Below are 23,983 nucleotides of genomic sequence, written 5' to 3'. Positions count from 1 at the left end.
CCCCTCGCTGCGCCCTTCTCGGTATGTATCGCATCCGGGAGGGGCTATCGCCTTCGGCGGCACCATCCGGCTCTCTGACGCACCAGACACAACGTCTCATGAATCACGCCACTTCCTGCATTGCTCTTTCGTTAACGCCGGCCTCGCCGAGCCGTGTCAACGCTTCGTCGGTCATCTTTTCTTCTTCTAGCGTTTGCGTCAGCAGCGGGACGGCCTCCTCGAGGCCAAGTAGGCCCGCCCATGTCACCAAAGTGCCATAGCGGGCAATTTCATAGTGCTCGACGGCCTGCGCGGCGGCCACGAGTCCAGCGTCCAAGGCTGGCGCACCTGTCTTCCTCGATGATGCCGTCGATGGCAGGACACGTTTTTCCCTGCGCCCGTTTCCCGAAGATGTCGAAGACCTGCTGCAAGCGCTCAATCTGAGCTTCCGTCTCTTCGCGGTGCTTCTCGAATGCGGCGGTTAGTTCCTCGGATTCGGCACCCTTGGCTAGCTTCTTCAGCGCTGTCAGGATCTTGCGTTCAGAGTAGTAGATGTCCTTGAGCCCGTCGTAGAAGAGGTCCTCGAGGCCCTTGGAGCTGCGCTGTGAACCTTTTTCGTTGCCATCGTCATCTCCGATTGTGGGAACGCGTGTGTGTGTGTCGAGCGGCACGCCGAACTTTAACTAAGCTGCGTTCTGGTTGTTCCTAGAACCGCGTGATTCCAGCTAGTCGCCGAGGTCTAATCTCGCCACCGACGATCTGCCGGCGCCGAACGATAGGCGTCAGCGGAGGCTGCGTTCTCAGACCATTGTTCTACGCATGCGCCCCGGTGCCGGCACCAAATGTCAGGCTGGATCGGCCAGAAGTGTTCTCGATCGTTGCAAACTGAGTTCTAGCTGGAGCGTACTGTTGCTTAGCAGAGCGCCCGTATTTGCAGCCGCGATGAGGAGCGAGGCTTGGAGCCAGCCCCGGCAGAGATGTCGCCGGGGTGAAGCCCGTCTCAGATGTCACTGTCAGGCTGTCCCCGCCCCGCCTCCACGATCCGCCCGTAGGCGCTTGGCGCGATCAAGAATGTCGTAATGGATGACAGCTCCTCCATAGCGACCGTCGGCGTCTGCTTCCCGGCGCTGGCCAATGACAGCGACTTTCCCGGGCGGCCCGAATCGAGCGAGCCGCCTTTCGTGTCAGGTCCGGCTGCCGTCAGTAGCCCAGCGGGTCGTGCCGATGCAGGTTGGCATCATCGCCAGCCCATATTCTCTCGTGTTGTACCGAACGATCCGGTGAGGTGAGGCTGACGGCCACCCTGCCGCAGAGCCGCCGGGCTGCCCGACGCCCAGACTTCCTGGCTTGGCCACCCTTCGGAAAGGGAGACTCGTTAAGGTCCAGAACCCTGTCGTGATCCAACAAGTCCATCACCCGGTCGATCCCACCATAGTTGTTGCGGTCCGGCGGGTTGCCACCCCGGCGTGGCTCTGGCCCGTCCGCGCCGTGATCGTTGGCTCGGCGGCGCCCATCCGCCCGCCAAACCAGCCTGCCACCGCACCGAGGATCAGGCTGAGCGCAGCCACCAGGGCACCTGTGGACACTGCGGTTGAGGCCGTGTCGGCAGCCTGCCTGGCCTGCTGCCGGGCTTGCTCCAATAGCTGGCGGTACTGCTGCTCATACTGCTCCACCTGGGCACGGGCCTGGTCGACCGGGATGTTCTGGGCGCGTGCGAGAGCATCGGCGGCGCGGTTGCGCGCGTCGGCTGCCTGCTGCTCGTTGCCGGTCAGGGCGGCACGCACGGAAGCAACGGCGGCATCACGAAGAGCCGCCGGATCATTGCCGCCGGTGGCGGCGCGAATCTGCTGCTCTATGGAGGAAAAGGGGTTCGCCGCTCCGGCAAGACTGGGTGCTGCCGCCTGAGCAGCGGTCTGCGCCGTTGAGCCAACGGCTTCGGTGACGTTGCCCAGGGCGCTTGTCACGGTGCGGTAGGCGCCGCCGAGGACCCCGCCCACTGTGGTGGTCAGGAGATAGAAGATGACGAGCGTGGTCACCGCCCACGCGGTCAGGCCGTGCCAACCAGCGGTGGACTCCTTAGGCTTGCCGGCCAGCCTACCTGCGGCGTAACCACCGGCCAGCGAGGCCAGCACGCCGGCAACCACGAACCAGATTCCGGCACCAATCGAGAAGGTAGAGGCGGATGGATTGTCGGCTGCCCCAGCGGCAGGATGGAGGGTCGCAGCCCCGAGGCCGATTCCAAGCAGGTTGAGTATGAGTTGCGTGGTGAGCGCCACGACGACACCGGCGAGCACGGCACCCCAGGAGATCCGGTTGAGCATGATGGTGCGAGCATCCTCGGACGGTGTGACCGGGCTCACGTAGGGAGCGTCGTAGTCGCCGCGATTGCGCGGCGTGTCAGGGTGATGGATGTCGGTCATGGCTGACCTCCTGTTTGGCCTCCAAACCTCATGAGATGGAAATTGTTCAGAAGAGGCCGACGGCTTTCGTTGCACCGCCCGCAAAGGCACACGGGGGCGTAGTCAGTGTTAGAGCCAGACGCATGAATACGGCTTCGTATGACCCGGGTTCGAGTGCTCGAACCCTTGGCGCACTGATGGGCTCCGACCTACTTCGCTCACGCCGTTCGGCGAGTGGCGGCTAAGTTCTAGTTCATAAGTGGCGAGGAAGTGACCGAAAAGATGACCAAGAGTGGGGCCGCCCCTTACATACGGTCTCGTTATCTCCGCTTGAGAGCTTCCCAAACGGCGTCCTTGGCCTTGCCAAAGCCTTTCTGGATCCTGCCCTCTGTCTTATCGGCCTTGCCTTCGGCTCGCATCTTATCGTCGCCTGTCACCTGGCCTAGTTTGTCTTTTACCGTTCCGCCCATCTTCTTAGCGGTACCTTTCGCTTCATCTTTGTGCATGGTCGTTCTCCATCTCTGGACAAACCCAACCATGCGCCCTTGCTGATGTTCCGGGCCGTGGGTTGGCGGCGACGATGCACGCGAGGATCGGGAGCAGCTTGCTCCCTTGCTGGCGTCTCGGCAGATCGGCGATGCCGGTCGTTAGGTGGTCTTTCGTGCTTTAGAGGTTGACCAGGTTCGTTGGCCTTTGCGCCCCAACTGCATCTTCTTCGTCATCTCCGAGCGGGCGGCAGCGTAGTTCGGAGCAATCGATTCAGTCGGGGGTCGATAATTGCTCGGCTGCGTCATCTTGTTCACCCCCGAAGAAGGTGAGTTCCTTCATGAGGGCCCGGAGCAAGGTCTGCGGGTTTCCGGGCGATCAGGCGTAAGGTTCTTTCTTCCCCAGGCTGATTTTGTCCATCGGTAAGGCTGCAGATTGAACCGTTCACACGGCCCTGAGCTTCAGTTCGAACAACCCCTTACCGAATTGACTTCTATCAAAGACGGAGCGTCAGGCAGGGAAGACGATCCCCTCATCCCCATGGCGACCATAGCTGCTAGCCCGTCGCCATTGGCGAGGAGTAACTGACTAGGCCTTCGCTATTCCGCATCCACGGTGACGAGGCGTACAATGGAAGGAAAACAACATGGGCCATCTTCTTACCACCTCCGTGGTCTCGATCTTCATTGCGTCAACCGCGCTTGCTGGATTGGGGGCTGCGCAAGCCGGGAATACTGGGGGCCGGGAATACCGAAGTTCCGAGCAGTCCCGTAATCCAGGGAATTACGTCGGAGACGAGGGTGATTACGGAAGAGCCGCAAGACGCCATGTTGGCGACTACCGCCAGAACGACTCTGACCACTACGATTATGGACGGCACGCCGGGCGCTATGGTGACAACGGGCGTAGGCACCGCTCCGAGGATCGGGACTACGGATGGCACGCCGGTCGCTATGGCGACAACGGGCGTAGGCACCATTCCGAGGACGGTGACTACGGACGGCACGGCGGGCGCTATGGTATGCATCGCTCTGAGGATGGGGACTACGGTCGGCACGCCGGGCGCTATGGTGACAACGGGCGTAGGCACCATTCCGAGGACGGTGACTACGGACGGCACGGCGGGCGCCATTCTGAGGATGGGGACTACGGTCGGCACGCCGGGCGCTATGGTGACAACGGGCGTAGGTACCGCTCCGAGGATGGCGGTTACTAAGGGAACAAGCCGCGCTCGGATTCGTCCAAGTACGATTTCGATCGGAAACGACTTTCTTGACGCCCAGCGCTTCGCCTCAAGGGCGATCTGAAACGCGTAAACTCCGGCCGGATGACGCTCTCTCTAGGCACTTGCGTCACTGCTGGATCGGCAGCAAACGATTCCTTCAAAAAGCTCGCAAGTCGAAGACCTGCTTACCAGGTCAGTGTCCGGTTCAGTTTGCCGAGCACCCGGCCGATATCGATGCTGCGAAGGAAGGGCTGCCATTGCCGAGGAGCCATGAACCGCATCTCTCCATCGGCGGCCTGCCAAATAACAACAACTATGCCTCGTAGGCCGGCATCGCGGGCCGCCAGCTGTATTTCGCCAAGTACGAATCTCCGCTGAATCTCGGTCTTCTGCTCAAAGCTGTCATCCAGGGCCGCAATGATCATGTCCTGCCCCTGCTCGCGAATGTGAGCGATCTCCAAAGTCGGCATCGTCCCCTCTCGCCCAGGCGACTGCGCAGCCTAGCTGACGCTCTTGAAGGGCCCAACGCCGTAGGCTCGAGCGCTGCTTTAGCGTCCCTCCGCTCCGAATGCCTTGGTACCAGTCGCGCAGGTTTACAATCCGAAGCGGGAAGCTTTGTTCCTTTGCCGCACCCGATTGGGGAAACTTATCAATCGGAACAAAGCACAGGCGGACAGGTTGCGCGATGCGCACGCGATGGAAGAGCAGGCCGAGCAGATGCTGAGCGGGATGTCGAGCCGAATCGAAAACTATCCGGATCTCGCTACCCGCATCCAGCAGCACCTCGAGGAGACGAGATCGCAACGCCAGCGGCTGGAAGCCTGCATGCAGCGGCGCGGCGTTTCGACCTCGACCATGAAAGACATGACGGCACGGTTCACCGCCCTGATGCAAGGCGTGGGGGGCGCGATGTCCGGCGATGAAGTGATCAAAGGCGCGCTTTCGGGCTAAACCTTCGAGCATTTCGAGATCGCCTCCTATAAGATCCTGATTGCTGCGGCCGAGGCGCTCGGAGATTCCGAGACGGCAAGGGTCTGCTACGAGGAAGAAGCGATGGCCTCATGGCTGGCCGACAGAATCCCCGAGACGACCAGAAGCTATCTCATGCGTGAGGATGCGGGCGTGGAGGCAAAACGCTGAGGAAAGGCCCGATCCGGGAATTCGAGCCTGCTCCTTGTGGGCTTTTCGGCGACTTTCTCATCGCCACATATAACCGAGTACGAGCCGCCGCCGCGATAAGGGGCGGGACTGGCGTTCTTCCCACCCGTCCTAAGAAGGTGCCCCGCTACGCTCTCTCGGTATGTATCGCATCCGGGAGGGGTTTTCGCCTTCGGCGGCACCATCGGGCTCTCTGACGCAACAAAACGCGGCGCGGGATTGCGCCACTTCCTGCATCGCTCTTCGGCGCAGCGCTCAACGTCATTCGCGGGGTGATCGGCACACTATCTACTGCACTGATCAAGTTCGGTGCCGTTCATCGACGCGCGCTGCCCCTCCTGGGCGTCGGGCTGGGAGGGGCTCTTTACGTTCAGCCGAGGGCCGACCGGCTCTACGTGGGCCCGCCGACAGTAACCGCCCATAAGAGGCATAAGTCCTATTCGTGCACAAACCGGGGTGAGCTTGATAATAGCGGAATGACGGTCCGGCAGTTGAGGGTGGGCCCATGCATTTCGAATCAGGCGGGGTTGCAGGCCCCGGCGAACTGGCGCTCCTGCGCGAAGTGCTGGAAAAGTACTGCCGCGAACATCCGACCGAGGAGCGGGAGAAAGTGGCGGAACGCATCCTGCACTCATTTTTCGCCGGGACACGTGATCGTGACGCGCTGCTCGAGGCGGCGAAGGGAAATAGCCTCTAGAAGCAGGTGTCGAGGGTGTAGGTTGCGTCCTAGTGCCGCGTTCGCGACGGCGAGCCGAAGTTCCTAATCAACCCGAGCAGCCACTCTTCAACGGACTGGTCTTGAGGGCGATGGTCGATCGTCGAGATCGCCAGTGTCAGCACTCTTTCGACCAACCTGTTTGCCTTCTTCTGATCTCGCGTGATCTGATAGGCGGCGCGTTGCAGTTCCGGCACGAACGCGATCACCTTTCCGCCGGGACGACCTGGCGCTGTGTCCCCGCCCGGCACACGGCGGCCGATCTCGGGCGCAGTCGTATCGAAAAGCAACACCGGAAACCCCATCGCTAAGGCGTGTGACGCAACCAGATCGGCGAGCTCACGATCCGTCAACTCGCAGTGCGGCACCACGTTTCGAATCTCTCGCGCCGCCCGAGCCAGCGAGAGAGCCCAGCTCTTGGGAGTAGATTCGAGAAAGTCCTCGACTGCCTCGGCCGTGGTTCTGCGGCCAGCCATAAAGCCAAGCTCCTTAATGTGTGAACGCCTAGGGGAATGGCTTACCGGCGCGCCAAACGCCATACGGCCAAAAGGCTGGGCCAACCCCCTGAAGGTAAGCGCTCTCCTGAATGTGGATCTGACGGGAAGCGGACTATGGCCGCTTGATTGGGCCGCCTTTTTTGAGAAAAGGGCGGTCCAAGTCGGAGCCTGTTCGGTTCGGCTAGTTCCGCCCTCGCGCCTCATGAGACCATCCTTGATAGCGCACTCCCGCTTGAATGCGTTTGATTAGCATCAAATTCCAGGCCGAGGCACAAAACGGAAAATCGTTCCTGGCCCGCCGAAGACGGGATCGGCCAACAGCCGGCGGGGGGCATCTACTCGCCCCGAGGCGGGGGGCCGCCTACCCACTGTATTTCTCGAACAGAGCTAGCTTGTCCACATAGCGTATCCGCACTTGCGACTTGCATCTCTCGCACGTGAAGCGGCCAACGCTTTGAAACCATGCTCCCGTCTTGACCACTGGGTGCCTGCAGTGGGGGCATTGAAAGCTGAGATACTCGCCAAGCAGGCTCTTTGAGAGGGGCACTCCTACGCGGCCTGTATATTTTGGGCGGCGCTCTTGCCTGAGCGCTGGTCCTTTACGATGTCAAAGCTGACCTTCTGGCCCTCGGCCAGGCTGTGCAATCCAGACCGTTCGAGCGCAGAGATATGGACGAAGACGTCCGGCTGTCCATTGTCCTGTGCGATGAAGCCATAGCCCTTGTCGGAATTGAAGAACTTGACGGTTCCAGTGCTCATGGTGACGGGTTCCTATAAGCGGACCTGCCGATCCGCGCGGCTGCGGTTAGATCGATTTTGAGAGGAAGCTCGCCAGCGGCTGATGGGCGGCGCAATCGCAAAGTTCAACAGCAAGATCGATAATCGTGACCTAGGAGGCACGTGGGCGCCATCAAGCCCGCTGCTCCTTGAAAACGACGCTCATCTTTTGTGATCTCAGATTCGCCAATGATGTGCGCGAGCTCCTGCGCCGCTGACTGCCCAGCAGCACGGCGGCAAGACCGCGGCTGCCACCGCCATGGACGACAACTGCAAGGATTAACGGTGACCTGATGCCCCCGCCCGGCATCGGTTCGCCCTGCTGGCCTTGGGGAAGAAGGCCTACCCCGCCTTGAGCGTCTCTCCCGCGGCCAGCGTTGCGGACACCATTCGTTCTCACAACGTCCGCCCTTCGGGCTGTGTAAGTTATTGTGCGGAAGGCTGCCGGCGAGAGCCGACCAGGCGGAATAGTTGTTGCCATGGCTTGAAGGGCCAAACGGCCGCCCTAACCCCTGACCTTGGCATTCAAGTCGCCTGGCTCCTTCGGACTTGCCACGCGAGGCAAGCAATCGCCGCGCCGACGCTGATCAGCTCGATGCCCATCAGGAGCCCGATCAGCCATACCGCCGTGACCGGAAGGCTGGCCCATGTCGGGTGCATCATCCCTGCCGCGCCTAGCTTCCTCAACGCCGAAGTCCGCGTGGATCCGAGGTTCATCACGCAGCCAGAACCAACTCAAAACCGTCGTCTGCAGCTTGCTGACCCCGGTGGGACAGGCAAGTTGCTTCAATTACTAGCTCGTTTGCATGTTGCGGTGCGAGTTGGGATGACATTTCGACATCGACATTGGCCCTTGCAGGTCGAAGTTGGCCGATATTCGCTGGCGGCGAAGCGATCCTTCACCAGCGCAATCGCGAGGAGGGAGCGGGGTAGATCCAAGAGGTGAACATCACCAACGCGCTGAAGGTCGCGTTCCTCAACGTGCAGTTCGAGCTGGGTCTGAGCAGGCAGACAGCGCGGTAGAAGCCTAGAGATACACAAACTTACTAGTTCTGACACATATACATGAGCTTCCATAAGGTTGATTAGGCGTTTAGGACGTGGGTCCAAGCACAGCACATGCTATAATTGCGTGTCGAAGAACAGCGGGCTTCAGATGCCGGCTTCGCGCCGCCAAGGTTTCGAACACAATGAGCGAGCGAGCCCTCGCAAGCCGACCTCCGACGCGTCAGTTGAGGCAATTGCATACCATTACGACGTTGGCACCGAATTCTACCGGCTGTGGCTCGACCGCAACCTGACCTACAGCGCCGCCCGGTGGGGCGATCCGCGCCAAATCGCCTCTGCCTTGGCAAGCACATTTCGAATATTGCTGACCTGCCACTTGCCGCCACGGGCGGTGCGCACGCCGCGATTGTTAAGGGTGACGGCGAGACCGAGCAGGCTCGATGATCGGCAGAACAGTTGCCGCGAAGCGCTCCGACTCCCGGATGGCCGCGGCTCGTCCCTTGGCGGCTGCCTGGGCCGTGTTCGTCGGATTGCCCAATCGGGTGCCGTTCGCTTTTCGTAATGAAAGCGCTGCCCTGGTTCGTTCTGAGATCAGCCGTCCCTCCTTCTCGGCGAGAGCGGCGTATGGATTTCATAAGGTCAGGGTTCGGGTTGCGCCATCGAGGCCGGAACGTTTGCCGGCGTATCTGAATTATAGGCTGTCAACTTGCCTTAGCATCCGAGTAGCCCGAGGAAATCTACTTGCAGGATCTCAGACTTTCGACCGGAACACCCGGTCTCGATATGGTGCTGAATGGGGGGCTCACCCCGGGACGAGTCTATCTTCTGGAAGGAGCGCCCGGTTCGGGCAAGACAACACTCGGCCTACAGTTCCTGCTGGAAGGGATCAGCAGCGGCGAGCGCTCCTTGTACGTCACGTTGTCCGAGACTCACGAAGAACTGGCAGCCGTGGTCGCGTCCCATGGTTGGTCGCTGGACGGCATCGACATTTTCGAGCTCTCCTCCGCCGAGGAAGTTCTTGGTGATGGTCGCCAGCAGACGGTGCTTCATCCGTGGGAAGTCGAACTCAGCGCCACTGTCGACCTGATCATGAAGCGGGTTGAAGAGGTGCAACCGAAACGGCTTGTGTTCGACAGTTTGTCGGAGTTGCGCCTCCTCGCGCAGGACGCGCTCCGCTACCGACGCCAGGTCCTGGCTCTGAAGCAGTACTTTTCCGGCCGGAATATCACCGTCTTGCTCGTTGACGATCTCACTGGCGAGCACGGCGAGCGCGACGCGCATCTTCACTCAATCGCGCACGGCGTCATGACGCTCGAGCGCCGCACGCTTGAGTTCGGTGCTTCGCGGCGGCAGATCCAGGTGCAGAAAATGCGCGGCATTGAGTTTGCCGGCGGCTTCCATGACGTCGTCATTTCTCGCGGCGGCTTGAAAGTTTTTCCAAGGCTGATTGCCTCAGAACACCATGCGCCCTTCTTGGGGGGGCCGGTGGCAAGCGGGGTTATCGAACTCGACGCATTGATCGGTGGCGGCCCTCTGCGAGGAACCTGCACCATGCTCACCGGGCCTGCCGGTTCCGGAAAATCGACCATCGCGCTCCAATACGCCATGGAGGCATGCCGGCGCGGAGAGAACGCGACTGTCTACGAGTTCGACGAACGCGTCGGAACCTTGATCCAACGAGTGCGGTCGATGGGCGAGGAGATCGATGGCCTGCTGGAGGCCGAATGTCTCAAGATCGTTCAGATTGATCCTGCCGATGTCGCACCCAGCCAATTTGCCTGGATGCTCCGGGAGGAGATCGAGAACCGCCAGGTGAAAGTTGTCGTAATCGACAGTCTGAATGGCTACCTCGCTTCAATGCCCGAGGAAAAACAGCTGGTGCTCCAACTGCATGAATTGCTTTCCTACCTGAACCAACAGGGCGTGGTGACGTTGCTGGTCAACCCTCAGCATGGGTTGGTCGGCACGATGAACACGGGGCAACTGGATATCTCGTACATCGCGGATGTTGTCGTCCTCTTCCGCTTCTTCGAGGCGGCGGGACGATTGCGCAAGGCAATTTCGGTTCTGAAGAACCGGAGCGGCGCCCATGAGGATACAATTCGCGAGCTGCGCATCGACAGCCTCGGCATTCAGATCAGCGAGCCGCTCACTGATTTCCGAGGTGTGCTAACAGGCACGCCGGAATACATCGGCGCGAGCGAACCTCTGATGGAGAGTCGCTCCGATGCCGCACGCGCATGATGGCAAGGTCATCGTCTTCGCGCCCTTCGCGCGCGATGCCGAAAGCATCGAGAAGGTTCTTGCCCAACAGGAAATGACCGTGGAGCGGGTGCACTCTGTTGGAACGCTTGCGTCCTGTCTGGGCGACGAGGTCGGTGCAGTCGTCATGAGCGAGGAGGCCCTGGCGCAGCAGGATTGGCAGCCGCTGGTTGTCGCGGCCAAAAGCCAGCCGTCATGGTCGGCCTACCCGTTCATCCTTCTGATCGGGCAAAAGAGATCGTTCCACGAGACGCAACGCGTTTCTGCCATTCTGCCGGCAGAGATTACGAACGTGATGGTGCTGGAACGACCAATGGGATCAGCCACGCTGATCAGCGCGGTACGCTGGGCGCTGGCGGGGCGCCGGCGCCAGTTCGTCACGCGGAACCACATGCAGGAGTTGGAGCGACGGACGAAACAGCAGCAACTCATGACCAGAGAGCTGGCGCATCGGGTGAAGAATACGATGGCGATTCTGCAGTCGATCGTTGCGTACAGCTTGCGTTCGCCGGATGCCTCCGAGGTCCGGAAGACGATCATCGAAAGGTTTGGTGCACTGTCTCGCGCACATGACATTCTGATTGGAACCGACTTTGCCGCCGCCGATTTTCGTGAACTGGCTACGACGGCTCTCTCGGTCCAGCCCGGCATGTTTGACTTGGATGGGCCGGATGTTCGTCTCTCGCCGCAGACCTCGCTTTCCTTCGCACTTGTCCTGCACGAGTTGGCGACGAATTCCCTCAAATATGGTGCTCTGCAGGCGGGCGGGAAAATTCATCTGCGATGGAAAATTTCCGGGGAGTCCGCGCCGGAATTCACGCTGAAATGGTCGGAGACAGGAGGACCGCCGGCTGTTCGTCCGGCGAAGGTCGGCTTCGGCACACGGCTCATAGAGTCGACATTGAGGTCGTCGGGGAAGGTTGAACTGCGATATGAGCCAAGCGGTTTCGAGCTGCTATTTGTCGCCGACTTGAACACCCTGACCCATACAGCCGTCGTCGATCTTAATGTTTGATTGGGCTACGTCCACTCGAGCTGCCGCAGGAGTTTCGCTGATAATGATCGAGCACAGCGGTCGCTGCCAGCGACTGTCCATCGTTGAACTTAGGGAAGATCGCCGAGATAAATCCGGGCCGCTTGTGCTGCGGCTACAAACGCGTCACGCGCCATAGTGACCGATGCCTCGCCTTTTATGGCTGCCAGGCAGGCTTGCATCGCCGCTTCTCGTGCGGAACTGTTCTCCGGCCACTCGTAAAGGAGGAGGGTCGCGGCATCCCGCACGCCAACAACAACGCGGTCTCGGTCAATCCGGCCAAGCTGGATTACGACGGGCTTCTCGAAGATGGCGACACCTTCCATGACGCATGATCTGGAGCATCATGGTTAACGTGCAACAACCTCGATCAGATTCGCCGCCTCTCCGCCGTCAAAAACACCGCGAGCACACCGCACAGCAGGCCCAGGGCTAATGGGAGCCCCTGATGTCCGACCAGTTGCATCGCCAGTCCCGTCGCGGGCGATCCGACAATGCCGCCGATGCCCCATACGAACGCGAAGGCGGCGTTGCCGGCGATCAGCACCTGACCGGTGAAGCGCTCGCCGAGTTGGATCAGCGACATGGTATAGATCCCGAACGAGAAACCGCCCCAGACGACAATAAGCGGCCAGACGAGCCACCCCTTGAAGATCGACGACAGCAGCAGGCAACCGGCCAGCGAAGCCACGGCGCACAGCAGCATGGTCGGCGCCGAGCCGAACCTTTCGGCCACGCGCCCGAGCAGGATCTGCATCACGGCATTGCCCGCAATGAAACATGCGATGATCGACGTGACGCGCTCCTCGGGGCTGCCGAGCGCGGCGCCATAGACCGCGAGCAGGGAAAGTAGGGTCTGCTCGAAGGCGGCTGCCGCGAAGACCGCGAACAACAGGAGCGGCGCCAACGCGAAGAAGCCGCCGACCGACGTCGCCTCGCCTTCATGCGGCATCTTGGGCAGGCGCGGCACGACCGCAAGCACGACCGAGCCACAGAGAAGAAAAGCCACGATCCCGATCATGAAGGGCGGCCAACCCTGTGTGCCTACCAAGCCGAGCGAGAGCGGGCCGATGGCGAAGCCACCCGAAACGATCGATGAATAGAGCCCCAGGATGCGACCCCGCCGCCTTGCGGGCGTAATCGAGATCAGCCAAGTTTCACTGATCACGTAGAGAGGATTGGCGAAGAAGCCGAGCAGGAAACGCAGCGGCATCCAGGCCCAGACGTCCTGCGTCCAGGCGATCGCGATCAGGGTGAGCGCGGCCAGGATCGAACACAGGATTGCAAGCCGCGCCCCGCCGACGCGCCGCACAAGCATCGGAATGAGGGGCGCGGATACGATGAAACCCAGGGGCGTCATCGCCGCGGACAGGCCGATCAGGCCGGTCGACGTCCCTTGCCGTTCCAGGATGAAACTAAGCAGCGGATAGGTAAGCCCCTGTGCCACGGCGAACACCGAGACGGTCGCGATGATGGCAGCCATCGATGCCCACGGGATCTGGTCGTCTCGTGATGTTGTCGTGCTTTCGGCAGTCATGCAGACTTCGAAGCAGGATCGGCACATTCCGGCAAGTGCAAGTGCTGGCGAACGATTGCGGCAGGCGGGAACTGGCGACGCGGGCAGCGCAGCAATCACCTCATACTCGGCAAATGGGGCCTCCTGATCCCGCCTGTTGAGGGACGAGATCAGCGGCGCCAGACCGGCAGGAAGATAGTCGCAGTAAACAGCCTCGTTCGACCACAGCCTACATGGCCTGGGACTTTAGCCCCTATCAACCCCAGCAATATTGGCTAACCGACCTGTGTCATAGACCATCGAAAGAAGAGGCCCCAAAGCCGGAAATCTCGACTATGTACTGGTCGGGGCGTCTCTGCAGAGAGGACTGAATCACAACCGATCCCATGCAGAACCCGCCGGTCTCTCCAGCGCAACTGATTGAGCTGACCGGCCCGCAGAGGGTAGTGAGATGCGCAAAATCTGGACTCGTGGCCTGGTGGCGTTGCTTGCCATGTATTTGGTCGGCGGCATCGGCGGACGGCACAATTTCGTCCCTTGGCCTCAGTTCTCCGCGCTGAAAAAGCAGGTCGTCGGAACCGAGCCCGTAGCGGCGAGCCGTTACATCTTTGAAGACAACGGCCGCCTTGTTGCCGACGAAACCAAAACCGCAGTCGACTGCCCGAAACAGACTGAGCGAACCGCCGTTTTGCTGGTTCTCGGGCAGTCCAATGCGTCAAACCACGCGGGCCAGCGGTACAGATCGGCATATGGCGCGCGGGTCACCAATTTTTTCGGAAAGCGGTGTTTTATCGCAGCGTCGCCGCTTCTTGGATCGACGGACGCAGCAGGAGAGTACTGGACGCTGTTGGGAAACTTGCTGATTGCATCGGGAGAGATCGACAACGTGATCATTGCATCCCAGGCGTTTAACGGCTCGGAGGTTGCGCGCTGGAGCCGAGGCGGCGATCTCAACGGACTTTTGATTGAGACAGCTGGGCAGCTTCAAGACGTGGGCTATCGCGTGACGAATGTCATATGGGTTCAAGGCGAGGCCGACTACGTCAAGGGTACGAGCACGGAAGCCTATCAGGAGCGATTTCGGTCTATGACTGATACGCTGCGTCAGCAAGGCATTGACGCTCCGATCTACGTTTCGGTCGCCACGAAATGCCTCGAGCCCAGCAACGGGGGGTTCAAAACACATGTTTTGGACAATGCCATTTCGCGTGCGCAACTGGCCTTGGCCGGAAGCGGAAATGGCTTCAGGCAGGGCGTGAATACAGACGCACTGCTCGACGAAGTCGATCGCTACGACGATTGTCACATAGGCGGTACGGGCGAGGAGAAGGCGGCGCGAGCCTGGGCTGACCTTCTGCTCACCGAGCGTCGGATAGCAAGCTCGCAATGATGCACGCCGTTCTTCCTCTTGCAGTCAGCGATGCCGCTCGGTTGTGTCAAACACTTGGTTCGCTTCTCAGGATTAGGTGCCGCCGACCCCGATACCTGAGCAGAGAATTGCGCAAGAGTGGACATGCCAGCCACGCAGGAAATGTAAGCAGATCCGCTCCTGCGAGGAGGCTCTCTGGTATCTGCAGAACTGCTCCTGGGGCGGACGGCTCGATCGCGACAGCGACGGCAGACCATGCGAGAGCCTGTGCTGAACGAAAGCTCCTCGTACCCTCATCTCTCTCCGCTTAACGTCGATAACCTACTACCCAGATTCTGTTCGGCAGGACTCCACGACTTCTGATTCGATCCTGGACGCGACTTCGGGACGTCACTAGTTGCGGCGCCGCTAAACCGCGGTCGTTGCCGGCAGCTTCCTAGGTTTTGTCATGCGCGATGCTGCCTTCATGAGCTTGCGGAACGTTGGGCATTCCAAATGGCTTGGCGCCTTGCAGTCGGCGACGTGTCGGAGCGTATCACGCAAAACACGGAGCTTTGCCATCTGCCGCTGCAACTCGTCTGCCTTGGCGTGCAGCTCGTCGCGCGGCACGTCGAGTCGACCGTCCTGGCCGAACATCGCCGCAATTTCCAGGAGCGAGAAGCCGCCTGCTCTGCCAAGGGCGATCAGGGAGAGCTTCAACAGAACATCCGCATCGAACTGCCGGCGCAGTCCACGCCTGCTGAGGGAACGGATTAAGCCGATTTCCTCATAGTACCGCAGCGTCGAAGGGGGCACGCCAGAGCGATCTGCAACTTCGCCAATATCAATCATTTTCGCGCTTGACCTCAAGTTGGCTTGAAGTCGTAGCCTCTCTCACAATGGCAATTTCAGCAAGAGGGAAGACGATGACAAGCGTAGCAGGTGCAGCGCAAACAACCGTCTGGCGGGACCGCCGGGCGGTGGCGCTTCTGATGGCAGCGACCCTGACAGTCATGGCAAACGCCACGATCAGCCCGGCACTGCCCGGACTACAGCGCCTCTTTGCCGACGATCCTCACGCGGCGATGCTGACCCGCCTGCTGGTTCCCGCACCGTCGTTGAGCATCGCGTTGCTGGCTCCTCTCGCGGGTCTGGCCGTCGATCGGCTCGGACGCCGGTTCCTGCTGCTCGCTGGCATCCTGCTGTTCGTGGTTTCGGGAAGCGCTGGGCTGTACCTGCCGGATCTTCCGACGATCTTCTTGAGCCGCATCGTCCTGGGAGTTGCGGTTGCGCTCATCATGACGGCGCAAACCGCTCTGATCGGCGACTATTTCAGCGGCGAGACCAGAACCGCGCTGACGGGATTGCAGATTTCGGCGCGAAACTTTGGAGGCCTGTTGTTCATCCTGCTGGCCGGCTCGGTTGCCGCGATATCGCCACGCCTGGCTTTCGGGGTCTACGGACTGGCGGTTCTGGTGCTGCCGCTGACGTGGATGACGATCGTTGAGCCACGCCGCACCTCGCCCAAGCAGCAATCCGGCCAAGAGACTCGGACGGGTGACGGAGCGCACTGGCGTCTGCCGTTCCTGGGCCTGGTGGCCCTTCAGTCGATGACGAACATGTTCTTCTTCATCATGCCGACGCAGTTGCCCTTCTTTCTAGATGCCCAGGGCTTTCACAGCGCCACGTTGACGGGCATGACCCTGGGCGTCCTGATGCTGACCGGCGGCTGCCTGGCGCTGCTCTACACCCGCATCCAATGCGCTATCAATTATGCGGGCGTCTTTGCGCTCGGCTATGCCGCGATGGCGGCCGGTTTTCTCCTGCTGGTCCTATCGCCACCGGTGTTCCTGTCGTTCGCCGGCGCTGCATCGATCGGCGCAGGTTACGCTTTGGTCTCGCCCACCTTTGTCGCCCTGACGCTCCATCTTGCGCCGCCGCATCGCCGGGGGTTGGCAAGCGGCATTCTGACGGCGTCGGTGTTCATCGGGCAGTTCTGCTCTCCCTTGCTGAGCACGCCGGCAGTTTCCGGCTTTGGTTATGATGGGCTGTTCCTTGGCGTGGTTGTGGTCCTGACCACTATGGCTACCGCAGCGCTGAGCAGCACTGTAATGCGCTCGCGTTAGGCACCTCGACCCTCCCGAACGAAACAGCGGCAGTCGAGCATGAGGTGGGCACCGGACGCTGCGGTGGTGCCGGGTGATCCGGCCTTCCTCGACGGTGAGGCGTAGCGCGAACGGGCCCTCGAACGACTTTCCCGTCGCGCGAACGGTCCCGACACGTGCCCCATCAGGACGGCGTCGGCGCCGAGAGTCCGATCTCGTGCGCATCATCCCGCCTTGCGGGCTGCTCCTGATCAAGGGAGAGAGTATTCGGAACAAAGCGCCGGTGCCCATTGATCGTTGCGGGGCTGTGTTCCTCTGCCTCGCCCGCTTCAACAATTCTGCCCTGCTCGATGGCCATCACCCGTCCTGACATGCGGATCGTCTCCGGCCGGTGGGCGATCACGACGCGGGTGACCCGCATGGCCCCGAATGCAAGATTCACCAGCTTTTCCCGTTCCAGATCCAAGTGGCTCGTTGCCTCATCCAACAGCAGGAGGCTAGGCTGCCGGTACAGCGCGCGGGCAATCACGACGCGCTGCTTCTGGCCGCCGGACAGGATTGTCCCCATATCCCCAATCAGCGTCTCATAGCCCATCGGCATGGCCATGATCTCGTCGTTGATGGCAGCCAGTCGTGCGCATTGCACGATGCGCTCCCTATCCGGTCGCTCGGCAAAGAAGCTAATGTTGTCCCCGATGGAGCCGGCGAACAGCTGATCGTCCTGCATCACCACCCCAAGCCTGGCGCGGTAGTTCTCCAGCCCGAGGCGCGCGAGCGGCTCGCCATCGATCAGGAGCTCGCCATGGGTGGGCTGGATCAGTCCTGCCAACAGCTTCAACAAGGTCGATTTGCCGCCGCCCGAAGGCCCGACAATGGCAATCGCTTCCTCGGCCCCGATCCGCACACTGATGTTGTCAAGCACCCAGGGCTCGTGTTCGCTGTAGCGGAAGCTGACGTTGCGCAGCTCGATCGCTGGCGGCAGATGCCCGCCAGGCGATGGCATGAGGCACGTGCGCGTTTCCGGTTCCGTCAGCGCAATATCGGCCAGGCGCTCCGCATGCAACCGCAGCATCTTAAGATCCACGGCCCGGTCGATCAGGATGGTTGCGCGGCCGACGAACTGATCCTTGTAAGCGATGAAGGCAAGCAGCAGGCCGACCGAGAGAGCATTGTTCAGAACCTGTTCGGCGCCCAACCAGATGATCAGGATGTTGAGCACCCCCATGAGCAGCCGATTGCCGATCTGGAAGAGGAATGCGAGCTTCTCGGTCGCGAGTTGCCGGTTGGTGGCCTCGATCAGGAGATTGAGCCAATGTGCCCGCCGGTCCTCCTGGCCATTGAACAGCTTGATTGTGCGGATGCCGCGCAGTGTCTCCAGAAAGTGCGTGTCGAGCTTGGCCCGCCACACGATCGCTTCCATGGAGGCTTGGCGCAGTGGCGAGTATGAGACCCAGCGCAAGAGCGCATAGAGCACCGCGGCCACTATCACGATGCCGGCCATGCCTGGCGCGATGACCAGCATGATCGCCAGTGTCAGGCCGGTCATGAGCCCGTCCATGACAGCCTCGACCAACTCGGTCGTGATCGCGCTCAGAATCGTCTCCTGGGAGGAGAAGCGGGATGTCAGGTCGCCGAGATGCCGGGCCTCGAAGAATGCGGCTGGCAGGTTGATTAGATGCGAGAAGAGGTTGGCGCGCGACTGGACTTTCAGGGTGGCGCCGAGCCCCATCAGCATCCAGCTCCTCATGGCCGCGATTGATGTCTGCAGCACGAGTAGCAGCAAGAAACCGAGCACCAGCGTTATGAGAAGATCGTGATCGGCCGCGACCAGCGCATGATCGACCAGCCAGCCCATGAACAGCGGACTGGCCATCGCGAAGACCTCGATAGCGACCGCCAGCGCTAGCTGGTGAAACAAGGCGCGCTTGACCCCGACCATGCGTCCGAGCAGCCGCCCGAAGCGCACGCGAGGGGGAGCGGCGGCCGGCTCGAAGCGGTCCGTCGGGTAAAGTTCGAGCGCCACGCCGGTGAAATGCTGTGACAGTTCGGCCGGCCGTGTGTGGCGCAGCCCGAAGGCGGGGTCATGGATGACAGCCCCGGCGCGGCCGAAGCCGACTAGGACCACGAAGTGATTGAGGTCCCAATGCAGGATGCAGGGCAGCCGCAGCTTCGTCAGTTCCTCGATCTCGAGCCGCAGGGGCCGGGTCGCGAAGCCGATGCGGTCTGCGATGCGTACGACGTCCTTGAGCGTGGCTCCTTTGAGCGAGAAACCGTAGCGCCGGCGCAGGTCCCCAAGGTCGGGTTCATAACCGAAGTGGCCGGCGACCATCGCCAAGCTGGCCAGGCCGCATTCGGATGCCTCCGTCTGCAGGATCATTGGGGTGCGCCGCCCCCAGCCGAGGTTGAGGCGGCCGGCGACGCTCATCCGGTCAGCTTCCCGCTGATGCTGAACAGAGGCTCAAGCATCCACTCGATGAGGCGCCGCCGCTCCAGCAGCACGTCGGCCTCCAGCTTCATGCCGGGCTGAAGCAGCATCGGCTGGCCATAGGCGGTGACGGTCTGTCGCTTCAACTCGACGGTAATGCGGTAGACCGGTTCGCTGCCGGCGTAGAGAGTGGAGAGGCCGGCGAGCTGTTGGGTCATCTCGGCCGGACTGATCGCAGAGCGGGAGACGGCGCTCACCACGCCCTCATGGAAGCCGAACTTCTGATAGGGAAAGGCTTCGTAGCGCAGGAGCACCCGCTGGCCTTGGTGAATGAAGCCGATGGCCCGGCTCGGGCTGAACAGCTGCGCCTGCAAGATGCCACCGGAGGGGACGATGTTCATTAGAGGAACGTTGGGCTGGGCACTGCCGCCTCTCTCGACTTGCAGGCCGGTCACGATGCCGTCCTGCGGGGCCACGATTATAATTTCCCGGCGTGCCTCGGCCTCAGCCAGTTCCTGTTCCAGGGCCGCGATGTCGCGGTCAATCTCGGCCAGCTGGTTGAGACGCCTGAGCGGTATCTCGGCCAGGGAGGCCTTCAGCTGAAGGGATTCCTGCTGAAGCGAAGCCTGTGTTCGCTCCAACTGCTGCAGCTTCGCGGCTTGCTGGATCCGCTCGTGCTCCGCTTCCTCGCGGCGCGGCAAAGGGACGATCTCGCGATCGCGTAGTCTGCGTATGCGTTCTTCGATCTGCTGATTGAGCTGGAGTTGGGTCCGCTGCAGTTCGATCTCCTGGGAAAGGTACTTCTGTTCGGTATCCACGCTGGCGATGCGTTGCGTCAGATCGGCCGCCTGCTGGGTGAAGAGACGCTCCTGGGTGAGCTTCTCCTCGCCCATGCTATTGCGCCGCTTTATTAGGCGACGGACGATCTCTTGCCGGGTGCCACCGAATGTCTCGCTCTGCATTTCGGTGGAGATGGCCAGAAGGGGCGCGCCCTTCTTGACCTCCATGCCCTCTTTCACGCGGATCTGGGTCATCACTCCCGCTTGTGGCGCGAAGACCCGCACTAGACCCTGCTCAGGCACCAGCCAGCCGTTAATGCGGGCCTTGCGGGTATAGGACGTGAAGAACAGCATGCCGAGCACGGCCACGGTGGCTAGAAACGCCAACGCGGCGAACATCCAATGAGTGATCTTCGGCTCCAGCAGCACCGTTCCAAGCCATTGCGACTGGTGCTCCACCATCACTTCAGGACGGAAGAGCGGCTGCGCTGGCGCCTGAGTGCGCTCGATCGCGGTTGGAGCCCTCTCAATGGCGCGGCCCACGACGGTCGATCTCCGCTTGCAACAACGACCACGCCAGACATCGCGCACAAGCCTAGGCCTCGGGAACTGGCATGGGAGACGTCGGCTTGTCCGCCGACGCCTCATTTGGGGTTCGAGTATGGCTGGCCCGCGGCCCGATACCGAGCAACCAAAGACAGTGACCAAACGTGAGTCCGCGCTTTTGCTGCTTACTTCGGCCTGGGGAAGAGAGGATGACGCGCGGGCAGACTGCTTTCGCACCAGCTATTTGCAGTCCCGCAGCCCCTTTCGCTCTCAAGTTATTGCTGTGGCCCGTGAGCCATCATTGTCGGATTGCTGTCAATTCAGACCGGGAGGGCCGGAATGGCAATGGTTCTTGTCGCCGAAGCCCCAGCCCGGACGCTTGCCCTTCTTGTGGCCGTCGTCTTCCTTTTCGTGACAGTCGTCTTCCTTTTCGTGACAGAAGTCCTTGAATTTCTTATGCGGGGGGGAGAAGCAGCCGCCTGCACCAGAAACGTGAACGAGTTCTTCATGAGTGAGTTCGCGCATGACATTTCCTTTCATCTTCAGATGAAGTTGTCAGAAATGCTTGCCTGAGACGCGAAAAGGGATTTACGAAACTGCGTTTGCGCAGCTCTAGCCCTTTGTCTTTCCCCACGGAGCCAACCATTGGCCACCCGTTCGCCACACGGGCAATTTAATGGTTTCCCGCCTGACGGCGGAGTCCTGAATGAGCCCTAAGGCACTAGTCGAAATTCGGTACAGACCCGAGTCGTGTTGCTCTTTTGGTTGAGGTGCAAAAAGCGCATAGAACTACCCTCACACGGTTGCCATCGGTAGTGGGGCCAAGTTTTCTAACCCAATGCTGCTTTGCACAGGGCTGTCGCAGGACCCTCCCTCACCCAAAAGCTGCCGGTCCGGTGTCGTCCCGTAGCTGACGGTTCCGAAAGCTCAGTTCTCTTGGCGGCGGTATGCCAGAGGTGGAGGGCCCGGCTTCAACAGGTCGCCCCAGGAGGACTTTCCCTCTGCGGTCTCGGCAGCCCGTAGTGCTGCGGCCTTCTTCTTGCCCAGCGGCGGCTCGCGGGGAGGCGGTAGTCTTCTCAACTAGCCGAAGCGGTTCTTGAGCGCCAATCGCAATCAGCGCCTGCAGACCAAGCGGATCGCTACCGGTCGTGCCGGCGCCCAGATTCATTTCATTGCGATGTCGGACTCTCCCAGATCCGTTCGTCTTATGCACGAGCGGCGATCAAATGCCGGACCACGGCGGAATAGCACTTCGAGCACGCCGCACTGTGTCAGAATCGGCTTAGAAACTGAGAGGACGCGCATGACGATTTCAAAGAACACCATCTGCCTTTGGTACGACAACGACGCAGAGGCCGCAGCCCGCTTTTACGCCGAGACGTTTCCTGACAGTTCGGTTGGCGCGATCCATCGCGCTCCTAGTGACTATCCCTCAGGTAAGGCTGGCGACGTGCTGACGGTCGAATTCACAGTCGCCGGCATTCCCTGCCTTGGTCTCAATGGCGGACCTACGTTCAAGCACAACGAGTCGTTCTCGTTCCAGATTGCCACGGAGGACCAGGAGGAGACCGACCGCTATTGGAACGCCATTGTCGGCAATGGGGGCCAGGAAAGTGTGTGCGGCTGGTGCAAGGATAGATGGGGCATCTCCTGGCAGATCACGCCGCGCGTCCTGACGGAGGCTATGGCTGCCGGAGGCGATGAAGCAAAACGCGCCTTCGAGGCGATGATGGATATGACAAAAATCGACGTTGCCGCGATCCAGGCGGCTCGGCGCGGCTGATGGCCAAGCAAGATTATATGGAACGAGAGAGGAGGAAGAAGATGGACCAGCAAACGGGTAATCACGCCGTTGCGCAGAACCGTCCGGCCGTTGAGCGGAAGTCCGATCGGGAGCTGGTTGTACTGCGCTTGTTCGGTGCCACGCCGCACGTGGTATTCAAGGCGTGGGCTGAGCCCGAGCTGTTCCGCCAGTGGTGGGTTCCGAAGGGCGCCGGCACTGCGCTCCTGTCCTGCGAGATGGACGTCCGCACCGGAGGCAAATACCGACTGGAGTTCGCCACCGGCGGGACCGACAGCATGGCCTTCTACGGCAAATATCTGGCGGTGAAGCCGGACGAGCGCATCGTCTGGACTAACGAAGAAGAGGATGAGGGCGCCGTGACCACCGTCACCTTAGAGGACTACGGCGGAAAGACGCTGCTGACGTTCCACGAGCTTTATCCTTTGAAGGAAGCGCTCGACGAAGCGATGGCCGGGTCGGCGGCAGCACTGCCCACACAGCTGGATCAGTTGGACGAACTGCTTTCGACAATCAATGCATAGCCGCCAGGGAATAAGCGAGCGGCCGGAGGTCCGGACCGGCCTTTCGCTGCTCTTTGAAATATCCCGAATGTCAGCAATTGACCCATTGCGGAAGTTGATCATCAACCGCGAATGTCTTTTTGAGCAAGTACGGCATAGGCTCGTCGCATGGGACTATTGACCTTTAGCATCAACGTCACCCTGGACGGCTGCGTCGACCACCAGGGAGGAATCGCTGACGACGAGACGCACGCGTTCTTCACCCGCCTTATGGACGAGGGTGGGGCGATGCTGTGGGGCCGGATCACCTACGAGACGATGGAGAGCTACTGGCCGGCGGTCGCTCGCGGCCACGTCCAGGCGCCGCCCGCGATAAGCGAATGGGCGGTCAAACTGGAGGCTAAGCCGAAATACGTGGTGTCGTCGACGCGAAAGGACTTCGCGTGGACCAACAGCCACCACATCGCCGACGACCTGGGTTGATCAGTAGTGCCCTACGCCATCCAAGAGCTTCGCCGGATGCGCCGCGCCTGTGGCCGCCGGCTTCGGGCCAAACGTGTCTGCAGCGGCTGCGTCGAAGCACCTGATGCGGCGGCAGGATCTGCTGGCTGTGCTGCTGCTACGACTAGTGGCTCCGCCCGCAGACCAAACTCTGCCTCGAGATCGGCCCAGTGCGATGGTGGCCAGCGGTCGGCGCCGATCAGCCAGGCGGCGGCACGGGCATAGACGCGGCAGTCGAGGGCCTCGTTGCGTTCGCGGAGCTTCTGCCATTCCAGCCGGGAGAAGCCGCGCTTGCTGCGCACCGTCACCAGCTGCTCGCCGACAAACTGCTTGCACCACTCGCTGTCGATCCAGGTGGGAAGATGGATGGTACCGGCCGGGTATCGGGCTCCGGCCTCCAGTTCCTCGTCGCTGGGGCGCGGCAGGCGCAGGAAGCGGTAGGTCTCGGCCTTGAAGGTGGAACCGGCGACCGTCCAGAGCTTGGCGCCGCGGCGGAGGCGCTTGCCGCGGGACGTGGCGTCGACATAGGTCGGGCCGGTGACGGGGCTGGCCCGGTTGAAGCTTTCGACACCCTTGATCGGCGCGACATGGGACGATCCGGAGCGCCGGGCCCAGGCATAGACGGCCGGCGCCTCAAAGCCGGTGTCGATCGCCAGCCTGAGGATGCGCATGGCCTTGCCCGAGTCGCTTTCCCAGGTGCGCGACAGCAGCGCGTCGAGCCCGGCCCAGCAGGCCGCGTCGCCCGGTCCGCCGTCGAGCACGACGTGATCGACCAGCCAGCTTTCCAGCCCGTGGCCCCAGGCCCAGACATCGACCTCGATGCGGTCCTTCTGCACATCGGCTCCGGCGGTGAGGAACAGCCCGCCAGCCGGCACGGATCCGGCCGGCCAGGCCTCGCGGCGGTCATGCAGGCGCTGCCA

21 protein-coding genes and 3 pseudogenes are annotated in these 23,983 nt (G+C 61.3%); 11 read left to right on the top strand and 13 right to left on the bottom strand.

The window, feature by feature from the left end:
- Positions 1-103: 103 nt before the first annotated feature.
- From HUI96_RS28080 to HUI96_RS28065, 4 genes and pseudogenes are all read right to left on the bottom strand, one after another.
- Positions 104-617: pseudogene (locus HUI96_RS28080) on the bottom strand (ferritin-like domain-containing protein).
- A 774-nt stretch (positions 618-1,391) separates the two neighbouring features.
- Positions 1,392-2,399 carry a PhnA-like protein gene (locus HUI96_RS28075; RefSeq protein WP_237684438.1) on the bottom strand — a complete coding sequence of 336 codons (1,008 nt, stop codon included), beginning with the start codon at positions 2,397-2,399 and terminating at the stop codon, positions 1,392-1,394.
- A gap of 299 nt (positions 2,400-2,698) precedes the next feature.
- A complete protein-coding gene (locus HUI96_RS28070) occupies positions 2,699-2,884 on the bottom strand; it encodes a CsbD family protein (RefSeq protein ID WP_188258005.1) in 186 nt (61 codons plus the stop codon).
- Between the two features lie 1,390 nt (positions 2,885-4,274).
- Positions 4,275-4,559, bottom strand: coding sequence for a hypothetical protein (locus HUI96_RS28065; protein ID WP_188258004.1), 285 nt, complete (start codon positions 4,557-4,559; stop codon positions 4,275-4,277).
- A gap of 178 nt (positions 4,560-4,737) precedes the next feature.
- Here HUI96_RS28065 and HUI96_RS28060 point away from each other — a divergent pair.
- Together HUI96_RS28060 and HUI96_RS28055 are read left to right on the top strand one after the other, a co-directional pair.
- Positions 4,738-5,229: pseudogene (locus tag HUI96_RS28060) on the top strand (ferritin-like domain-containing protein).
- A 523-nt stretch (positions 5,230-5,752) separates the two neighbouring features.
- Positions 5,753-5,944, top strand: coding sequence for a hypothetical protein (locus tag HUI96_RS28055; protein ID WP_188258003.1), 192 nt, complete (start codon positions 5,753-5,755; stop codon positions 5,942-5,944).
- Between the two features lie 29 nt (positions 5,945-5,973).
- On the opposite strand, the gene HUI96_RS28050 is transcribed toward HUI96_RS28055, so the two are convergent.
- Positions 5,974-6,438 carry a hypothetical protein gene (locus HUI96_RS28050; RefSeq protein WP_188258002.1) on the bottom strand — a complete coding sequence of 155 codons (465 nt, stop codon included), beginning with the start codon at positions 6,436-6,438 and terminating at the stop codon, positions 5,974-5,976.
- A gap of 570 nt (positions 6,439-7,008) precedes the next feature.
- Complete coding sequence (locus HUI96_RS28045; RefSeq protein ID WP_188258001.1) at positions 7,009-7,218, bottom strand: cold-shock protein; 210 nt, start codon at positions 7,216-7,218, stop codon at positions 7,009-7,011.
- Positions 7,219-8,392: 1,174 nt separating this feature from the next.
- On the opposite strand from HUI96_RS28045, the gene HUI96_RS28040 reads away from it, so the two are divergent.
- The 3 genes from HUI96_RS28040 to HUI96_RS28030 all read left to right on the top strand — a co-directional run bounded on the left by HUI96_RS28040 (position 8,393) and on the right by HUI96_RS28030 (position 11,521).
- A complete protein-coding gene (locus HUI96_RS28040; RefSeq protein ID WP_188258000.1) occupies positions 8,393-8,806 on the top strand; it encodes a class I SAM-dependent methyltransferase in 414 nt (137 codons plus the stop codon).
- Positions 8,807-8,985: 179 nt separating this feature from the next.
- A complete protein-coding gene (locus tag HUI96_RS28035) occupies positions 8,986-10,488 on the top strand; it encodes an ATPase domain-containing protein (protein WP_188257999.1) in 1,503 nt (500 codons plus the stop codon).
- Positions 10,472-11,521 carry a sensor histidine kinase gene (locus HUI96_RS28030; protein ID WP_188257998.1) on the top strand — a complete coding sequence of 350 codons (1,050 nt, stop codon included), beginning with the start codon at positions 10,472-10,474 and terminating at the stop codon, positions 11,519-11,521. The genes HUI96_RS28035 and HUI96_RS28030 overlap by 17 nt, the downstream gene beginning before the upstream one ends.
- Positions 11,522-11,610: 89 nt before the next feature.
- Here HUI96_RS28030 and HUI96_RS28025 read toward each other — a convergent pair whose 3' ends face one another.
- Both HUI96_RS28025 and HUI96_RS28020 read right to left on the bottom strand, forming a co-directional pair.
- Positions 11,611-11,865, bottom strand: coding sequence for a DUF982 domain-containing protein (locus HUI96_RS28025; RefSeq protein ID WP_188257997.1), 255 nt, complete (start codon positions 11,863-11,865; stop codon positions 11,611-11,613).
- Positions 11,866-11,909: 44 nt separating this feature from the next.
- Positions 11,910-13,076 carry an MFS transporter gene (locus tag HUI96_RS28020; protein WP_188257996.1) on the bottom strand — a complete coding sequence of 389 codons (1,167 nt, stop codon included), beginning with the start codon at positions 13,074-13,076 and terminating at the stop codon, positions 11,910-11,912.
- 430 nt (positions 13,077-13,506) lie between these two features.
- On the opposite strand from HUI96_RS28020, the gene HUI96_RS28015 reads away from it, so the two are divergent.
- Positions 13,507-14,445 carry a sialate O-acetylesterase gene (locus tag HUI96_RS28015; RefSeq protein ID WP_188257995.1) on the top strand — a complete coding sequence of 313 codons (939 nt, stop codon included), beginning with the start codon at positions 13,507-13,509 and terminating at the stop codon, positions 14,443-14,445.
- 76 nt (positions 14,446-14,521) lie between these two features.
- The gene (locus tag HUI96_RS30165) at positions 14,522-14,698 is read left to right on the top strand and encodes an excalibur calcium-binding domain-containing protein (protein WP_188257994.1); all 177 of its coding nucleotides are present in this window, start codon (positions 14,522-14,524) and stop codon (positions 14,696-14,698) included.
- Between the two features lie 134 nt (positions 14,699-14,832).
- On the opposite strand, the gene HUI96_RS28005 is transcribed toward HUI96_RS30165, so the two are convergent.
- Positions 14,833-15,255 carry a helix-turn-helix domain-containing protein gene (locus tag HUI96_RS28005; RefSeq protein WP_188257993.1) on the bottom strand — a complete coding sequence of 141 codons (423 nt, stop codon included), beginning with the start codon at positions 15,253-15,255 and terminating at the stop codon, positions 14,833-14,835.
- Between the two features lie 74 nt (positions 15,256-15,329).
- Here HUI96_RS28005 and HUI96_RS28000 point away from each other — a divergent pair, with 74 nt between their 5' ends.
- On the top strand, positions 15,330-16,529 hold the full coding sequence (locus HUI96_RS28000) for an MFS transporter (protein ID WP_188257992.1): 1,200 nt from the start codon (positions 15,330-15,332) through the stop codon (positions 16,527-16,529).
- A gap of 163 nt (positions 16,530-16,692) precedes the next feature.
- Here HUI96_RS28000 and HUI96_RS27995 read toward each other — a convergent pair whose 3' ends face one another.
- From HUI96_RS27995 to HUI96_RS27985, 3 genes are all read right to left on the bottom strand, one after another.
- Positions 16,693-18,933: a peptidase domain-containing ABC transporter gene (locus HUI96_RS27995; protein ID WP_188257991.1), complete on the bottom strand. Its 2,241-nt coding sequence runs from the start codon at positions 18,931-18,933 to the stop codon at positions 16,693-16,695.
- Positions 18,930-20,255: an HlyD family efflux transporter periplasmic adaptor subunit gene (locus HUI96_RS27990; protein ID WP_337918675.1), complete on the bottom strand. Its 1,326-nt coding sequence runs from the start codon at positions 20,253-20,255 to the stop codon at positions 18,930-18,932. Before HUI96_RS27990 ends, HUI96_RS27995 begins: the two co-directional genes overlap by 4 nt.
- A 318-nt stretch (positions 20,256-20,573) precedes the next feature.
- Positions 20,574-20,783, bottom strand: a complete 210-nt coding sequence (locus tag HUI96_RS27985; RefSeq protein ID WP_188257990.1) for a hypothetical protein — start codon at positions 20,781-20,783, stop codon at positions 20,574-20,576.
- 778 nt (positions 20,784-21,561) lie between these two features.
- Between HUI96_RS27985 and HUI96_RS27980 the strand changes: the two genes are divergently transcribed.
- The 3 genes and pseudogenes from HUI96_RS27980 to HUI96_RS27970 form a co-directional block, all read left to right on the top strand.
- On the top strand, positions 21,562-22,041 hold the full coding sequence (locus HUI96_RS27980) for a VOC family protein (protein ID WP_210320356.1): 480 nt from the start codon (positions 21,562-21,564) through the stop codon (positions 22,039-22,041).
- A gap of 41 nt (positions 22,042-22,082) precedes the next feature.
- Entirely contained in the window at positions 22,083-22,583 is a 501-nt protein-coding gene (locus tag HUI96_RS27975; protein ID WP_188257989.1) for an SRPBCC domain-containing protein, read from the top strand.
- Between the two features lie 147 nt (positions 22,584-22,730).
- Positions 22,731-23,039, top strand: a pseudogene (locus tag HUI96_RS27970) (dihydrofolate reductase family protein); the annotation flags it as partial.
- Between the two features lie 17 nt (positions 23,040-23,056).
- Here HUI96_RS27970 and HUI96_RS27965 read toward each other — a convergent pair.
- Positions 23,057-23,983 (bottom strand): terminase gpA endonuclease subunit (locus HUI96_RS27965; protein WP_188257988.1); only part of this gene is annotated, 927 nt, incomplete at its 5' end.

The sequence above is a fragment of the Pseudaminobacter soli (ex Zhang et al. 2022) genome, from assembly GCF_014595955.1.
GTDB lineage: Bacteria > Pseudomonadota > Alphaproteobacteria > Rhizobiales > Rhizobiaceae > Kumtagia > Kumtagia pseudosoli.
The sequence above is the reverse complement of the archived record's forward strand: the minus strand, read 5'-3'. Positions and strand labels throughout refer to the sequence as shown.

Excerpts from the sequence above, each read along its gene's own strand:
- HUI96_RS28075 (WP_237684438.1), bottom strand. The coding sequence starts at position 2,399 with ATGACCGACATCCATCACCCTGACACGCCGCGCAATCGCGGCGACTAC.
- HUI96_RS28070 (WP_188258005.1), bottom strand. The coding sequence starts at position 2,884 with ATGCACAAAGATGAAGCGAAAGGTACCGCTAAGAAGATGGGCGGAACG.
- HUI96_RS28065 (WP_188258004.1), bottom strand. The coding sequence starts at position 4,559 with ATGCCGACTTTGGAGATCGCTCACATTCGCGAGCAGGGGCAGGACATG.
- HUI96_RS28055 (WP_188258003.1), top strand. The coding sequence starts at position 5,753 with ATGCATTTCGAATCAGGCGGGGTTGCAGGCCCCGGCGAACTGGCGCTC.
- HUI96_RS28050 (WP_188258002.1), bottom strand. The coding sequence starts at position 6,438 with ATGGCTGGCCGCAGAACCACGGCCGAGGCAGTCGAGGACTTTCTCGAA.
- HUI96_RS28045 (WP_188258001.1), bottom strand. The coding sequence starts at position 7,218 with ATGAGCACTGGAACCGTCAAGTTCTTCAATTCCGACAAGGGCTATGGC.
- HUI96_RS28040 (WP_188258000.1), top strand. The coding sequence starts at position 8,393 with ATGCCGGCTTCGCGCCGCCAAGGTTTCGAACACAATGAGCGAGCGAGC.
- HUI96_RS28030 (WP_188257998.1), top strand. The coding sequence starts at position 10,472 with ATGCCGCACGCGCATGATGGCAAGGTCATCGTCTTCGCGCCCTTCGCG.
- HUI96_RS28025 (WP_188257997.1), bottom strand. The coding sequence starts at position 11,865 with ATGGAAGGTGTCGCCATCTTCGAGAAGCCCGTCGTAATCCAGCTTGGC.
- HUI96_RS28020 (WP_188257996.1), bottom strand. The coding sequence starts at position 13,076 with ATGACTGCCGAAAGCACGACAACATCACGAGACGACCAGATCCCGTGG.
- HUI96_RS28015 (WP_188257995.1), top strand. The coding sequence starts at position 13,507 with ATGCGCAAAATCTGGACTCGTGGCCTGGTGGCGTTGCTTGCCATGTAT.
- HUI96_RS28005 (WP_188257993.1), bottom strand. The coding sequence starts at position 15,255 with ATGATTGATATTGGCGAAGTTGCAGATCGCTCTGGCGTGCCCCCTTCG.
- HUI96_RS28000 (WP_188257992.1), top strand. The coding sequence starts at position 15,330 with ATGACAAGCGTAGCAGGTGCAGCGCAAACAACCGTCTGGCGGGACCGC.
- HUI96_RS27995 (WP_188257991.1), bottom strand. The coding sequence starts at position 18,933 with ATGAGCGTCGCCGGCCGCCTCAACCTCGGCTGGGGGCGGCGCACCCCA.
- HUI96_RS27985 (WP_188257990.1), bottom strand. The coding sequence starts at position 20,783 with ATGCGCGAACTCACTCATGAAGAACTCGTTCACGTTTCTGGTGCAGGC.
- HUI96_RS27980 (WP_210320356.1), top strand. The coding sequence starts at position 21,562 with ATGACGATTTCAAAGAACACCATCTGCCTTTGGTACGACAACGACGCA.
- HUI96_RS27975 (WP_188257989.1), top strand. The coding sequence starts at position 22,083 with ATGGACCAGCAAACGGGTAATCACGCCGTTGCGCAGAACCGTCCGGCC.